Annotated in this window: 13 protein-coding genes; 8 read left to right on the top strand and 5 right to left on the bottom strand. The window is 76.2% G+C overall.

All coding sequences use genetic code 11. The features are described 5' to 3' along the window. Nucleotides 1-111 precede the first annotated feature (111 nt). From QBL21_RS11800 to QBL21_RS11790, 3 genes are all read left to right on the top strand, one after another. Nucleotides 112-1,758: a sensor histidine kinase gene (locus QBL21_RS11800; RefSeq protein WP_407562094.1), complete on the top strand. Its 1,647-nt coding sequence runs from the start codon at nucleotides 112-114 to the stop codon at nucleotides 1,756-1,758. 115 nt (nucleotides 1,759-1,873) lie between these two features. Then, nucleotides 1,874-2,509 carry a response regulator gene (locus QBL21_RS11795; RefSeq protein ID WP_407566393.1) on the top strand — a complete coding sequence of 212 codons (636 nt, stop codon included), beginning with the start codon at nucleotides 1,874-1,876 and terminating at the stop codon, nucleotides 2,507-2,509. 24 nt (nucleotides 2,510-2,533) lie between these two features. Then, nucleotides 2,534-3,538: an MsnO8 family LLM class oxidoreductase gene (locus tag QBL21_RS11790; protein ID WP_407562093.1), complete on the top strand. Its 1,005-nt coding sequence runs from the start codon at nucleotides 2,534-2,536 to the stop codon at nucleotides 3,536-3,538. Between the two features lie 49 nt (nucleotides 3,539-3,587). Here QBL21_RS11790 and QBL21_RS11785 read toward each other — a convergent pair whose 3' ends face one another. From QBL21_RS11785 to QBL21_RS11775, 3 genes are read right to left on the bottom strand one after another with little or no spacing between them, the layout of a single operon-like run. Next, complete coding sequence (locus QBL21_RS11785) at nucleotides 3,588-4,337, bottom strand: MBL fold metallo-hydrolase (protein WP_407562092.1); 750 nt, start codon at nucleotides 4,335-4,337, stop codon at nucleotides 3,588-3,590. A 28-nt stretch (nucleotides 4,338-4,365) separates the two neighbouring features. Next, entirely contained in the window at nucleotides 4,366-5,982 is a 1,617-nt protein-coding gene (locus QBL21_RS11780; protein WP_407562091.1) for an AMP-binding protein, read from the bottom strand. After that, on the bottom strand, nucleotides 5,979-7,679 hold the full coding sequence (locus QBL21_RS11775) for an AMP-binding protein (protein WP_407562090.1): 1,701 nt from the start codon (nucleotides 7,677-7,679) through the stop codon (nucleotides 5,979-5,981). Before QBL21_RS11775 ends, QBL21_RS11780 begins: the two co-directional genes overlap by 4 nt. 130 nt (nucleotides 7,680-7,809) lie before the next feature. Between QBL21_RS11775 and QBL21_RS11770 the strand changes: the two genes are divergently transcribed. Beyond that, nucleotides 7,810-8,661 (top strand): response regulator transcription factor, encoded by an 852-nt coding sequence (locus tag QBL21_RS11770; RefSeq protein WP_407562089.1) that lies wholly within the window; start codon nucleotides 7,810-7,812, stop codon nucleotides 8,659-8,661. A 22-nt stretch (nucleotides 8,662-8,683) separates the two neighbouring features. Here the strand turns inward: QBL21_RS11770 and QBL21_RS11765 are convergent, their stop codons facing one another. Continuing rightward, entirely contained in the window at nucleotides 8,684-9,034 is a 351-nt protein-coding gene (locus QBL21_RS11765; RefSeq protein ID WP_407562088.1) for a VOC family protein, read from the bottom strand. Nucleotides 9,035-9,271: 237 nt separating this feature from the next. Between QBL21_RS11765 and QBL21_RS11760 the strand changes: the two genes are divergently transcribed. Together QBL21_RS11760 and QBL21_RS11755 are read left to right on the top strand one after the other, a co-directional pair. Next, nucleotides 9,272-10,438, top strand: a complete 1,167-nt coding sequence (locus tag QBL21_RS11760; RefSeq protein ID WP_407562087.1) for a methyltransferase — start codon at nucleotides 9,272-9,274, stop codon at nucleotides 10,436-10,438. A 212-nt stretch (nucleotides 10,439-10,650) separates the two neighbouring features. After that, entirely contained in the window at nucleotides 10,651-11,025 is a 375-nt protein-coding gene (locus QBL21_RS11755) for an SAV_915 family protein (protein WP_407562086.1), read from the top strand. Nucleotides 11,026-11,038: 13 nt separating this feature from the next. On the opposite strand, the gene QBL21_RS11750 is transcribed toward QBL21_RS11755, so the two are convergent. After that, on the bottom strand, nucleotides 11,039-12,160 hold the full coding sequence (locus QBL21_RS11750) for a winged helix DNA-binding domain-containing protein (RefSeq protein WP_407562085.1): 1,122 nt from the start codon (nucleotides 12,158-12,160) through the stop codon (nucleotides 11,039-11,041). A 298-nt stretch (nucleotides 12,161-12,458) separates the two neighbouring features. Between QBL21_RS11750 and QBL21_RS11745 the strand changes: the two genes are divergently transcribed. Next, nucleotides 12,459-13,424, top strand: coding sequence for an endonuclease/exonuclease/phosphatase family protein (locus tag QBL21_RS11745; protein ID WP_407566392.1), 966 nt, complete (start codon nucleotides 12,459-12,461; stop codon nucleotides 13,422-13,424). 22 nt (nucleotides 13,425-13,446) lie between these two features. Continuing rightward, nucleotides 13,447-13,983, top strand: a complete 537-nt coding sequence (locus tag QBL21_RS11740) for a class I SAM-dependent methyltransferase (protein ID WP_407562084.1) — start codon at nucleotides 13,447-13,449, stop codon at nucleotides 13,981-13,983. Nucleotides 13,984-13,991: the final 8 nt, after the last annotated feature.

The raw sequence follows: 13,991 nt of genomic DNA, 5'->3' as shown, positions 1-13,991 counted from the left end.
TCCGGGCGGCGGGCGACCAAAGTATGCGGCGGGCTCCCCGCGGTCGTACGAAGGTCTCGCCGCCGACCGCGCGGGGGTACGCGCCGGGCGGACGACCGTAGATTGGCCGGTATGCCCCGCACCGCCCCCGAGACCCGCGCCGCCGGCCGCACCCGGCGGGACCGGTCGGCCGACGCCGGCCTCGTCCTGTTCGCCGGGGCGTTCTCGTTGCTGTCCGCCGACTCGGTGCTGCCGGAGGACGACGCCGGCGTCTCGCAGAACGTCCTCGTCGCCGAGGCCGTGGCCGCCGGCGTGGCCTGTCTGGCGCTGCTGCTGCGCCGCCGGTGGCCCGTGCCGCTCGCGGTGGCGATGCTCGTCGCCGACTCCTTCGGCCACTTCTACATCGGCCCGACGCTCGTCGCGCTCTTCACCGTCGCGGCGCACCGCCCGCTGCGCACCACCGGCTGGATCGCCGCCCTCGTCTTCGCCCGGCTCGTCGGGTTCCTCGCCTCCACCCCCGACCCGCAGGACCCGCGGACAGGCGCGGGCGTGGCGTACTTCGCGCTGGTGGCCTCCGCCATGGTCTGGGGCCTGTTCCTCCGCTCCCGCCGCCAGCTCGTCGCCTCGCTGCGGGAGCGCGCCGAGCAGGCGGAGGCCGACGCGGCGCTGCGCGCGGAGCAGGCGCAGCGGCGGGCGCGGGAGGAGATCGCGCGGGAGATGCACGACGTGCTGGCGCACCGGCTGTCGCTGCTGAGCGTGCACGCGGGGGCGCTGGAGTTCAATCCGGGCGCGCCGCCCGCGGAGGTCGCCCGCGCGGCGGGCGTGATCCGGGACAGCGCGCACGAGGCGCTCCAGGACCTGCGGGACGTGATCGGCGTGCTGCGGGCGCCGGCGGGCGCGGACTCCGGCGCGGGCGCCGGCCGCCCGCAGCCGACGCTGCGGGACGTGGACCGGCTGGTGGCCGAGGCCGGCGAGGCGGGCATGCGCATCGCGTACGCGCACGAGGTCGCCGCGCCGGAGGCGGTCCCGGCCGCGACGGGCCGTACCGCGTACCGCATCGTGCAGGAGGGCCTGACGAACGCCCGCAAGCACGCCGCGGGCACGGAGGTGACGGTGTCGCTGACCGGCGGCCCGGAGGCGGGGCTGACGGTGGCGGTGACCAACCCGCTGCCGGGCGCGGCCGGCGGGACGGGAGCCGGGCGGAACGGCACGGGCGCCGCGTCGGGCCGCGCGGGCGGAGTGCCGGGGCAGCGGCCGGGCACGGGTGCCACCGCGCGCACCGGGCCGGGGACGGTCGGCCGGAGCGCGGGCGCCACCGGGAACGGCCGGGCGGCGGCCGGTGCACCGCATGCCGACCGGCACGGCCCGGACGCCCCGGGGGACGACCGGATCCCGTGCGAGGTACCCCCGGCGGCCGGGCAGGACGCCCTTCCCGCCGGGAGCCGGCGGCCCGCGGCCGGGCAGCGCGCCGGTGCCGCCGGTCCCGGCGCGCTGCCCGCGGTGCCGGCCCTCACGGCGAAGCCGGCGGGCGGCAGCCCCGGCGGCGCGGCGGGCGCGCCCCTTCCGGGACCGCGGCTCGGCGGCGCGGTGGGCGGCTCCGGAGTCCGCACCGGACCCCCCGCCGACGTCCCGGGCCCCATCCCCGGCGGCGGGCAGGGGCTCATCGGGCTCGCCGAGCGCGCCGCGCTGGCCGGCGGGCGGCTGGCGCACTCGGCCGACGCCGACGGCTTCCACCTGCGCGCCTGGCTCCCCTGGAGCCGCCCGTCCCGTACGGAGTGAGCCCCCGCCCGCCCGCTAGGGTGGGCGCGTGTCCGACCAGACCACCGGCCCCGCCGCCCGCGTCACCGTGCTCCTCGTCGACGACGACCCCCTTGTACGGGCCGGGCTGCGGCTGATGCTCGGCGGGGCGGACGACATCGAGGTGGTGGGCGAGGCCGCGGACGGCAGCGAGGTCCAGGCGCTGGTGGCCGCGCACGCGCCCGACGTCGTGCTCATGGACATCCGCATGCCGCGGCTCGACGGCCTGGCCGCCACCGAGGCGCTGCGGCGGCGCGCGGAGCCGCCGGAGGTGCTGGTGCTGACGACGTTCCACACCGACGAGCACGTGCTGCGGGCCCTGCGCGCGGGCGCCGCCGGGTTCGTACTCAAGGACACCCCGCCCCGGGAGATCGTCGAGGCCGTGCGCAAGGTCGCCGCCGGCGAGCCCGCGCTGTCCCCGGCGGTGATCCAGCAGCTCATCGCGCAGGTCTCCGGCGCCGACACCGCGGGCCCCGGGCAGGCCGAGGAGCGGGCCCGCCGCGCCCGCGGCCGGCTCGCCGCGCTCGGCGAGCGCGAGCGGGAGGTCGCCGTGGCGGTCGGCCGCGGCCGGTCGAACGCGGAGATCGCCGCCGAGCTGTACATGAGCCTGCCCACGGTGAAGACGCACGTCTCGCGCATCCTCACCAAGCTCGACCTCAACAACCGCGTGCAGATCGCCCTTCTCGTCCACGACGCCGGGGAGCCCACCGGGGAGGCCACCCGGGAATCCTGAGCCGTCCACGGTGTTGTACGGATCATGGACATCCCTCTCTCCGTGCTGGACAGGTCGCTGCGGCGCAAGGACCAGGACCCGGCCGACGCGCTGCGCCGCACCGTCGGCTTCGCGCGGCAGGCGGAGGGGTACGGCTACCACCGCTTCTGGGTCTCCGAACACCACAGCGTCCCCGGCGTCGCCGGCTCCGCGCCGACCGTGCTGGCCGCCGCCGTCGCCTCCGCCACGTCCCGGATCCGGGTCGGCACCGGCGGCGTGATGCTGCCCAACCACCGGCCGCTGGTCGTCGCCGAGCAGTTCGGGGTGCTGGGCTCGCTCTTCCCGGACCGGATCGACATGGGCCTCGGCCGCTCGCTGGGGTTCACCGACGGCATCCGGCGCGCGCTGGGCCGCGGTACGGCGGACGCGGAGGACTTCGGGGCGTCGCTGGCGGAGCTGCTGGGGTGGTTCGAGGGCGCGCAGCCGGCGTATCCGGGGGTGCACGCCGTACCGGCGGAGGGGCTGCGGGTGCCGGCGTACGTGCTGGCCGTCGACGGCGGCGCCGACATCGCCGCCGCGCACGGGCTGCCGCTGGTGATCGGCGCAGGGCGGCGTCCGGAGAAGATGCTGCGGGCCGTCGAGCGCTACCGGGCGGCGTTCGCGCCCTCGGCGCAGGAGGCGGAGCCGTACGTAGTCGTGGCGCTCGCCGCCGCGGTGGCCGACTCCGCGGAGGAGGCCGCCGATCTGCTGCTGCCGGAGGCGTGGGCGACGGTCTGGTCGCGCACCCGCGGGGAGTTCCCGCCGCTGGAGCGGGCCGCGGCGATACGGGCCCGTACGCTCACCGAACGCGAGGCGCGCTATCTCGACGAGGCCCGGCAGTCGCAGGTCTCGGGCACCGACGAGCAGGTGGCCGCCGCCCTCGGCGACCTGGTCGCCCGCAGCGGCGCCGACGAGCTGCTGGTCTCCCTGCACACCCCCGACGACGACGCCCGGCTGGAGTCCTTCCGGCGGCTCGCGGAGCTGAAGATCCCGGCGGTCGCGGCGCGTTGACGCCCTCCGGCTCCACCGCCCGCAGCCCGACCGCCCGCAGCCCGACCGCCTACAGCTCCACCGCCTCCCCCGGCCGCGGCAGCCGCAGCCGGTGTCCCAGGCCCGCCGCCTCGAAGGCGGTGACCAGCGAGTCGGCGCCCTGCGTGAAGTGCTCCCAGTGCTCGAAGTGCAGCGGCACCACCTCGTGCGCCCCCAGCACCGCCGCCGCGGCGGCGGCGTGCTCGCTGGTGAGCGTGAGGTGCGCGGCGCCGAGCAGCGGGGTCCGCGCGGCGCCGGCGAAGAGCACGGCGATGTCCACCGGGCCGAGCCGGGCGGCGATCGTACGGACCACGTCGAGCGAGGCGTTGTCGCCGCTGACGTAGACCGTGGGCAGCCCCTCGCCGGTGAGCACGAACCCGGTGACCTCGCCGGTCAGATGCCCGGTGCCGGGCGGTCCGTGCAGGGCGGGCACCGCGGTGACGCGGACCGGGCCTATCTCGTACGACTCCCACGTCGGCAGCGCCCGCACCGGCCCGCGCAGCCGCTCCGCCGCCGACGCCGTGGACAGCACCAGCGGCGCGGCGGCGGCGCACTCGCGCCCGGCCCGGTCGAGGTTGTCGGGGTGCTGGTCGTGGGAGAGCAGCACCGCGTCGACCGGGCCGAGGTCGGCCGGCGCGAGCGCCGGGCCCGCGGTCTTCACCAGCCGCCGACCGCCGACCGGGTACTCGCCGGGCGGGTCGAAGGTCGGGTCGGTCAGCAGGCGGACCCCGCCGAGCCGGAGGAGCGCGGTGGGGCCGCCGACGTAGTGCAAGATCGTCATGGCAGTGCCAAGTACCCGCGGGCCGCGGCTATTCCGCAGCACTGAACTGCTCCCGCAGTTCGACCTTCCGCACCTTCCCGCTGATCGTCATCGGGAACTCCTCCATGATCCGCAGGTGCCGCGGGATCTTGTAGTGCGCGAGCCGGTTCTCGCAGTAGTGGGCCAGCTCGCGCCGGGAGAGCGCGTGCCCCGGGTCGCTGAGGATCACGCAGGCGAGGATCTCCTCGCCGTACGTCTCGTCCGGCACGCCCACCACCTGCACGTCGGCGATCTTGGGATGGGTGTGCAGGAACTCCTCGATCTCGCGCGGATAGACGTTCTCGCCGCCTCTTATGATCATGTCCTTGATCCGGCCCACGATCTCCACGCAGCCGTCCGTACGCATCCGCGCCAGGTCGCCGGTGTGCATCCAGCGGCCGGCGTCGATCACCTCGGCGGTGCGCTCGGGCTGCTCCCAGTAGCCCTGCATGACGCTGTAGCCGCGGGTGCACAGCTCACCGGTGCTGCCGCGGGGCATGGTGACGCCGGTGACCGGGTCGACGACCTTGACCTCGATGTGCGGCAGGGCGCGGCCGACGGTGGCGGTGCGCCGCTCCAGGTCGTCGTCGCGCCGGGTCTGGGTGGCGACGGGCGAGGTCTCGGTCATGCCGTAGCAGATGGTCACCTCCGCCATGTGCATCTCGTTGACCACCCGCTTCATCACCTCGACCGGGCACGGCGAGCCGGCCATGATCCCGGTGCGCAGGGACGTCAGGTCGTACAGCGCGAAGTCGGGCAGGGCCAGTTCGGCGACGAACATGGTCGGCACCCCGTACAGCGAGGTGCAGCGCTCCTGCTCGACGGCCGCGAGGGTGGCGGCGGGTTCGAAGGAGGGGCCGGGGATGACGATGCAGGCGCCGTGGCTGGTGGCCGCGAGGTTGCCCATGACCATGCCGAAGCAGTGGTAGTACGGGACCGGGATGCAGACCCGGTCCTCCTCGGTGTAGCCCAGCGTCTCGCCGACGAAGTAGCCGTTGTTGAGGATGCTGTGGTGCGAGAGGGTCGCGCCCTTGGCGAAGCCGGTGGTGCCGGAGGTGTACTGGATGTTGACCGGGTCGTCGCAGGACAGCAGCGCCTCGCGCTCGCGGACCCGCTCCGGGGGCACCGTGCGGCCGGCCTCGATCAGCCGGCCCCAGCCGGCGTGGCCGACGTAGAAGACGTTGCGCAGGGCCGGACAGCTCCCGCGCACCTGCTCGACCATCCGCCGGTAGTCGCTGGACCGGTGCGCCAGCGAGGCGACCAGCAGGGAGATGCCGGACTGGTTGAGCACGTACTCCAGCTCGTGCACCCGGTAGGCGGGGTTGATGGTGACCATCACCGCGCCGATACGGGCCGAGGCGTACTGGACGAGCACCCACTCCGGGCAGTTGACCGCCCAGACGCCGATGCGCTCGCCCTTGGCGACGCCGCGGGCGAGCAGACCGCGGGCCACCTCGTCGACGGCCGCGCCGAACTCCGCGTACGTCCAGCGGCGGCCGGAGGGCACGTCGACCAGGGCCTCGCGGTCGGGGTGGGCGGCGATGGCGCGATCCAGGTTGGCACCGATGGTGTCGCCCAGCAGGGCGGTGGTGCCGGTGCCGCCGGTGTAGGACGGCTCTGCGGTCATGTGTGGTCCTCCTCGCGGTACTCGTCGGCGGATCCGGCGGCGGTCGCCTCGCGCAGTTGGACGCGCCGGATCTTGCCGGAGACGGTCTTGGGCAGGTCGGCGAACTCCAGCCGCCGGACGCGCTTGTACGGGGCGAGCACGGCGCGGGAGTGCGCGAAGATCTCCTTCGCCGCGGCGGCGCCCGGCTCCCAGCCCGCGGCGAGCACGACGTACGCCTTGGGCACGGCGAGCCGCAGCGGGTCGGGCGCGGGCACGACGGCGGCCTCGGCGACCGCCTCGTGCTCCAGCAGCGCGCTCTCCAGCTCGAACGGGGAGATCTTGTAGTCGGATGCCTTGAAGACATCGTCCGAGCGGCCGACGTAGGTGATGTAGCCCTCGGCGTCGCGGGCGCCGATGTCGCCGGTGCGGTAGTAGCCGCCGGCCACGGCCTCGGCGGTGCGGGCCGCGTCGCCCTCGTAGCCCGTCATCAGGCCCACGGGGCGCGCGGTCAGGTCGAGGCAGATCTCGCCCTCGTCGGCGGGCACACCGCTGACGGGGTCCAGGAGCACGACGTCGTATCCGGGAGTGGGACGGCCCATGGAACCCAGCTTGACGTGCTGCCCGGGGGAGTTGGCGATCTGCACCGCGGTCTCGGTCTGGCCGAAGCCGTCGCGGATGGTCAGGTTCCAGGCCCGCCGGACGGCCTCGATGACCTCCGGGTTGAGGGGCTCACCTGCGGCGACGGCCTCGCGCGGCGGGGTGGCAAGGGTGCTCAGATCGGACTGCACGAGCATGCGCCAGACGGTGGGCGGGGCGCAGAAAGTTGTCACGCCGCCGCGGTCCATGGCGGCCAGCAGCGCGCCCGCGTCGAAGCGCGTGTAGTTGTACAGGAAGACCGTCGCCTCGGCGTTCCAGGGCGCGAAGAGGTTGGACCAGGCGTGCTTGGCCCAGCCGGGCGAGGAGATGTTCAGGTGCACGTCGCCGGGGCGGATGCCGATCCAGTACATCGTCGCCAGGTGGCCCACGGGGTACGAGACATGGGTGTGCTCGACGAGCTTGGGGCGCGCGGTGGTGCCGGAGGTGAAGTACAGCATCAGGGTGTCGCCGGCGGCCGTCGGGCCGTCGGGCGTGAAGGCGGCGGGGGCCTCGTACGCGTCCTCGTAGGCGAGCCAGCCCGCCCCTCCCCCGGACTCCGCCCCGGGGTGCCCCGGGCCGCCGACGGAGATGCGGGTGTAGTCGCCGGGCACGTCGGCGAACTTGCCCTCGTCGGCGGCGCGTACGAGCACGTGGCGGGCCCGGCCGCGCTCGATGCGGTCGGCGAGGTCGGCCGGGCCGAGGAGGGGCGTGGCGGGGATGACGACGGCGCGCAGCTTCATCGCGGCGAGCGCGGTCTCCCACAGCTCGGCCTGGTTGCCGAGCATCACGACGATCCGGTCGCCGGCGGACACGCCCTGCGCGCGCAGCCAGTTCGCCACCCGGTTCGAACGCTCGCTCATTCGGGTGAAACTCAGCTTCGTCTCGCGGCCGTCCTCCTCCACGATGTGGAGGGCCGTGCGCTCGTTGCCCTCGGCGATGACGTCGAACCAGTCGAGTGCCCAGTTGAAGCGCTCGGGCCTGGGCCAGGAGAAGCCCGCGCGGGCGGCTGCGTAATCCTCCCTCCGGTGCAGCAGGAAGTCCCGTGCGGACCGGAAGTCCGCGGTCGGATTCGGTGCCGTCACATGTCCTCCTCGTACGGCGGCGGCTCGCTAGCATCGTGCTGCGAGTGACGTACGCCTCACTACCCCCATACGGGGGTGCCCTGCGCCGGCCACGCCGGTGATGACCCGTCAGCACCAGGGAGCGAGCGAAATGGAGACCGTGGACGCAGCGGAAGTGCGCGGCGCGCTGGCTCGGCTGCGCCGGGGCGGCGGCGTGCCCGTCGCCTTCGGCGGGCTGCTCACGGACGGCGGCCGCAAGCTGCGGATCAGCGAGCTGAGCGGGACGGTGACGCTGTCCCTCCAGGGGCTCGGGGTGGCCACGGGCAACGGCCTGGGCGGCAAGGCCATCGCCTTCTCCCGGCCCTGCGCGGTCACCGACTACACCTCGTCCCGCGCCATCAGCCACGAGTACGACGGCCCGGTGGGCGCCGAGGGGCTGCGCTCGGTGCTGGCGGTGCCCGTCGTCGTACGCGGCCGGGTGCGGGCCGTGCTCTACGGCGCCCTGCGCGACTCGCTGCCGCTGGGCGACCGGACGCTGAGCGCGGCGGTGGAGACGGCGCGCCATCTGGAGCAGACCCTCGCCGTGCGCGACGAGGCCCGGCGGCTGCTCGCCGTCGCCACGCCCACCGCGCAGCGGGCCGCCGACCCCGCGGCCTGGGAGAACGTCCGCACCGCGCACCGCGACCTGCGCACGCTCGCGCCGCGTATAGCCGACGAGGAGCTGCGCGCGGAGCTGCTCGCGCTCTGCGACCGGCTCGCGTCCGCGGCCGTCACCGTCGCCCCGCCCGCGGGAGCGGGACCGGACCGGACGGTGCTGGCGCCGCGCGAACTCGACGTGCTCGCCTGCGTGGCGACGGGCGCGACGAACGCGGCGGCGGGCGAGCGGCTGGGGCTGCGGCCCGAGACGGTGAAGAGCTACCTGCGCTCGGCGATGCGCAAGCTCGGCGCGCACACCCGGCTGGAGGCGGTCACCGCCGCCCGCCGGTCGGGGCTGCTGCCGTAGGCCGCGGCCCTCCCTGGGCACGTCAGGCCGGGTGCGCGACGACGTTCACCACCCGGTCGTTGGGGTCGCGGACGAAGAACCGCCGCACGCCCCACTCCTCGTCGGTCAGCGGGTGGACGATCTCCGCGCCCGCGGCCCGCATCGTCTCGTACGCCGCGTCGACGTCGTCGACCTCGATGCTCATGTCCGGCTCCACGGGCGCGGAGGCGTCCCGGTCCATGAAGATCAACTGCGCGATGGGGTTGCCGGGCGCGGCGAGCGCCATCACCCACCCCAGGTTCATCACCTCCTCGAAGCCCAGCCGCTCGTAGAACGCGCGGCTGGCCTCGAAGGACTCGGTCCTGATGTCGGGTACGACCCGCTTGATGCCCATGCCGCGGAGGCTACCGCCCGCCTGTGACACCGCCCGGCCCCGCGCCGGTGCCGGGCGCGCGCCGGCGGGCCGCGCGCGCGGGGGCGGCAGGGGGCGTCGGACGGGCGGCGGGGGCGCACACGTCCGGCATACCGTGCACCCCCGTGCGGGGACGGCCGCCCCCGTGCGTCAGGGGCGCATGGCAGCACGGGCCTCCCCGAGGGGGACGCCACGGCCGCGAGGCGGGAAAATGGTTCCGTGGCCGAACATCCCAAGCTGAGCTGGATCGAGGACGGGCGCGCGCAGACCGCCCGCTGGTACGCCGCGGGCGGCACCCCGCCGCCGGCGCGCGTGGTCGTCGCGGACGACCGGATGTGCGCCGACATCGCGTACCGGCTGGTGTGCGAAGGCACGGCCGTCCTGTGGCAGGGCGACTACCACGGCGGGCGCCAGCTCCTGGCCGCGCTGGGCCGCCGCATCGACCGCCGCTCGGCCCGCCGCGGCAGGCGTCCGACCGCGCCGGCGGGCGGCCGGACGACCGGCCCGGCGGACGCCTTCCACCGGCACCGGCAGGCCCAGGGCCACCGGGCGCGCGTCCTCGGCATGCTGCTCGTCCCCCTCGAACCCGGCCCGCAGGGCCCCGCCGTGCCGCTGCGGCGGGCGCCCGACATCGGCGGGGCGGTGTCCGGGGCGTACGGGCCCGTGACCGAGCCCGGCGCGGTGGCGCTGCGCGAACTGCTCGGCGCGGTGGGGGCGCACGAGTGGCGGCGCAGGGGTGTGGACATACCGGCGCTGGGCGCCCGCGTACACCCGCACTACGGGGTGTTCTCGCCGGTGCGCGGCGAGTACGTCGACCTCGTGGCCGAGGCCCCGCTGCCGGCGAAGACCCTGGCGTTCGACGTGGGCACCGGCACCGGCGTGCTCGCGGCGGTGCTGGCGCGCCGCGGCGTCGAGCGGGTCGTCGCCACCGACACGGACCCGCGCGCGCTGGCCTGCGCCCGCGACAACGTCGGCCGGCTGTGCCTGGACGACCAGGTCGAGGTGGTCGAAGGGGACCTGTTCCCGCCGGGCCGCGCGCCGCTGGTCGTCTGCAACCCGCCGTGGCTGCCCGCCAAGCCGACCTCGTCGCTGGAGTACGCCGTCTACGACCCCGGCGGCGGGATGCTCCGCGGCTTCCTGACCGGCCTCGCGGCCCATCTGGAGCCGGGCGGCGAGGGCTGGCTCGTGCTCTCCGACCTGGCCGAGCACCTGGGGCTGCGCTCCCGCGCGGAGCTGCTGGCGGCGATCGAGGCGGCGGGGCTGCGGGTGGCCGCCCGCCACGACACGCGCCCCCGCCACCGCCGGGCGACCGACTCCGCGGACCCGCTGCACGCGGCGCGGGCGGCGGAGGTGACGTCGCTGTGGCGGCTGGCGGCGGCGCGGTGAGGGAGCACGGCGGCGGGGGGGCCGGGCGGCTGACGGCCGCCGCGGCAGCCGGGCCTCCGGCACCCGGAAGTCCGGCATGTGGACAGCTTGCCCCGCGGCGGCGCGGCGGTCCGACGGCTCCGACTGGGGGTTGTTACGGGCGGTTCCTGCGGTTCCGTCTCGCATGGCGGAACCCGGGTGCCTGCCGGGGCGGGGCCCCGTACCGTCGTAGGGTGGACACCTCCGGACACACCGTCGCCCCGCAACGTCGACCCCAGTTGTACGTTCCCGTGCTCCACACCCGCACCGGGATGCGGCTGCGCATGTTCCGTACTCCACTCGGCACCCGCACGGCGGTGGCCTTCACCAGCCAGGCCGCGCTGTGCCGCGCGCTCGGTCCCGAGCAGGAGTGGGTACGCCTCGGGGAGCCGGCGCTGCGCGCGCTGACCGCGCCGCTGGGCGCCGACCGGATCACCGTCGACCCCCTGCTCACCGCCCGCCGGCCGTACGCCCACCACCCGGAGCCGCAGGCCGACGGCGAGCCCCGGCCACAGCAGCGGCGCACGCCGCCGGCCGCGCCCGCGGCGCCGCAGCCCGCGGCCCGCTGACCGGCCCGGTCGCCTACCCGGGCACCGCACCGGTCCGCAGCTCCCGGCGGCTGCCCGGCGCCAGCATCTCCAGCACCCCCGCGGCCTCCGCCTCGACCTCCGCCCGCTCACCGCGCGTCAGCGGCGCGAACGTCTCCAGGTGCATCGTCGCCGTCCCGGCCGCCTCCTTCACCCGCCACATCCCGCGGACGAAGCCGTCGACGAGGAAGCTGCCGAAGGCGAAGTCGCGCCGGTAGCCGCGGCGGCGGAACTCGTCCGACACGACGCGGGTGCGGTCCGCGTGCGACAGCGTGAGGTTGTCGTACTCGCCCAGAAACCGCACCGGCGCCGGGGTGTCCGCGGCCGGCCGCGGCGCGTCGGGCAGGTCGAACAGCTCCGTGCCGCGCTCGTCGCGGAACGTACGCAGCCGGGGCCGCAGCGCCTCGAAGTGCGGCCGCAGCCGGGTCACTCCGCACCACGCCTGCATGTCCCGTACGGATGCGGGCCCGAAGGCGGCGAGATACCGCCGCACGAGCGGTGCGACGTCCGGGTCCGCCGCCGGCTCCGCGCCCAGCCACGACCGGACGGTGGCGTGCGCGACCTGCCCGCCCCTGCCCCACAGCCCGCGCGGCGGCACCTGCACCAGCGGGACCCGGATGCGGGCGGCGACCTTCAGCGCGAGCAGGTCGTGCTCCGGCCACTCGCGCAGCAGCTCCTCGCCGATCCGGCGCAGCGAGACGGGCCCGGGCTCGGCCAGCTCCCGGGTCCGCGCCACCAGCCGGTCGAGGTCGACGCCCGCGAGCCGGCCGCGGAAGGTCTTCAGCTCGCGCTCCAAAGCGGGGGTGCTGAACGGGCGGAGCAGCAGGGCGTCGGCGGGGGTGTGCAGGTGGACGGTGGAGCGCATGGTGACGAGCCGGACGACCTCGCGGTTCTCCAGCAGAGCGGACAGCGCGGCCGGGTCGAACCCGCGCAGCCGGGCGGCGAGCGCGTGGTACGGCGGCCGGGGCGCCTGCGCCTGGAGCCCCAGCAGGTGGGCCACGGCGTCGGTGACGGGCATGTCGACGCGGTCGAGCAGCAGTTGCCGGGCGAGGAGCGCGCGGTTGAGGCGCCGGGTGGAGAGGGTGGCGGGAGCCGCCGGCCCGCTGGTCTTCGTCATGCCGGCCACGCTACGGACCCTTGCGGCCGGTTTCCGTCCGCAAGGCGCGGGGTGCGGGACGGGCTGGGAGAAGATCGGGGCGGAGGCGACGACAGGGGAGACGGTGGGGACGCTCGACGGACGACGTGACCGACGCGGGAGCGCCGACGGCGCGCCGGAGCCGCGCGCGGCTGAGCCGCCCGTTCCCGGCACGGACACGGAGCGCGGCGGCGCCGGACCCCAGGTCCCGGCGGAGGGCGACGGTGTCGCGGCGGAGCGCGGCGGTGCCTCGTCGGAGGTCCCCGTCGCGGGCGGCGGTGTGTCGCCCCGGCGGCCGTCGCGTCGCTGGCGGGTCGCTTTCGGGGTTGCCGGCGGGCTCGCCCTGGCGGTCGTGTCCGTCGTCGTGGGGTTCCGGGCCGGGGGCGGCGACGGGGTCACACCCCTGCCGCAGCTCGCCGCCTTCCTGCCCTGGCTGCTCGTGCCCGGTGGCGTCGGGCTGCTGCTCATGGCCGCCGCCCGCAGCCGCACCGGCATCGTGTGGGCCCTCGTCGCGCTCGCCGCCACCGGCTGGTTCGTACGGCCCTACCAGTCCGCCGCCGATCCGCCCTCCTCGCCGCCCAGAGCCGAGTTCCGCCTGCTCAGCGCCAACCTCAAGTTCGGCGACGCCACCCCCGCCCTGCGCGCGGCGCTGCGCGCGCACGAGCCGGACATCGCCCTGGTCCAGGAGTGCGACACCCGCTGCGTCGAGGCGCTGCGGACCCCGGAGCTGCGCGCCGCGTACCCGTACCGCGTCATCGACGCCGGCGACCCCGCCGAGGGCTCCGCCATCCTCAGCACGTACCCGCTGACCGAGGAGCCCGGCGTGCCCGGCACGCTGTCGATGCCCGCGGCCACCGCGCGCGTCGGCGGCGAGCGGCTGCGGCTCCAGGTCGTGCACCCGATGCCGCCGATGCCCGAGTCCATGGACGCCTGGCGCACCGAGCTGGGAGACCTGCGGGACGCCGCCGCGGCGCGCGGCGGTGCGCCCACCGTCTTCGGCGGCGACTTCAACGCCTCGCAGGACCACGAGGCGTTCCGCGACATCCTGGACACCGGCCTGCGCGACAGCGCCATGCTGCTCGGCCGGTCCCGCACCCCCACCTGGCCGGCGTCCGCGACGCCCCTCTTCGGCGCCCAGATCGACCACGTCCTGGTGAGCGACCGGCTGAGCCCCGCGGGCATCGGGTTCCCGGAGCTGGCCGGCACCGACCACCGCGCGGTGCTCGTGGAGCTGGAGCTGCGCTGACCCGCGGCCGATACTGGCCCGCATGGACCGTCACGAGTGGGCCGCGCGGACGCTGTCCGTACGTCCCGGCGACCGGGTGCTGGAGATCGGCGGCGGGCACGGGGTGACCGCGTCGCACGTCTGCGCCGGGCCGGCCGCGGGGCCGCGGGGCGCGCCCGCGCGGTTCGTCGGCCTGGACCGGTCCGCGAAGATGACCGCCGCGGCCGGGCGCCGGAACGCCGCCCATGTCGCCGCCGGGCTCGCGGAGTTCAGGACCGGCGTTGTCCCCGCCGCCGCCGCGGACCTGGCCGCCGGGCAGCCCTTCGACCTCGCGTACGCGTTCAACGTACGGCTGCTGTGGACCGACCCCGCCGCGGTCCGCGCCGTCGCCGGGCTGCTGCGCCCCGGCGGGCGGCTGTCGGTGTTCTTCCAGTTGCCCTCCTGGAGCGCCGCGGCCCACCGCGAGGTCGCCGCGCGGGCGGCGCGCACGCTGACCGCGGCCGGGCTGGCGGTGACCGCCGACGCGCAGGACGAGACCGTCGAGAGCGGCTACGTCACGGCGCGGACCCCGCCCGGCTGACCACCGGC

Origin of the sequence: Streptomyces sp. 184 (genome assembly GCF_045781775.1) — a bacterium.
Taxonomy (GTDB): Bacteria; Actinomycetota; Actinomycetes; order Streptomycetales; family Streptomycetaceae; genus Streptomyces.
The sequence above is the reverse complement of the archived record's forward strand: the minus strand, read 5'-3'. Positions and strand labels throughout refer to the sequence as shown.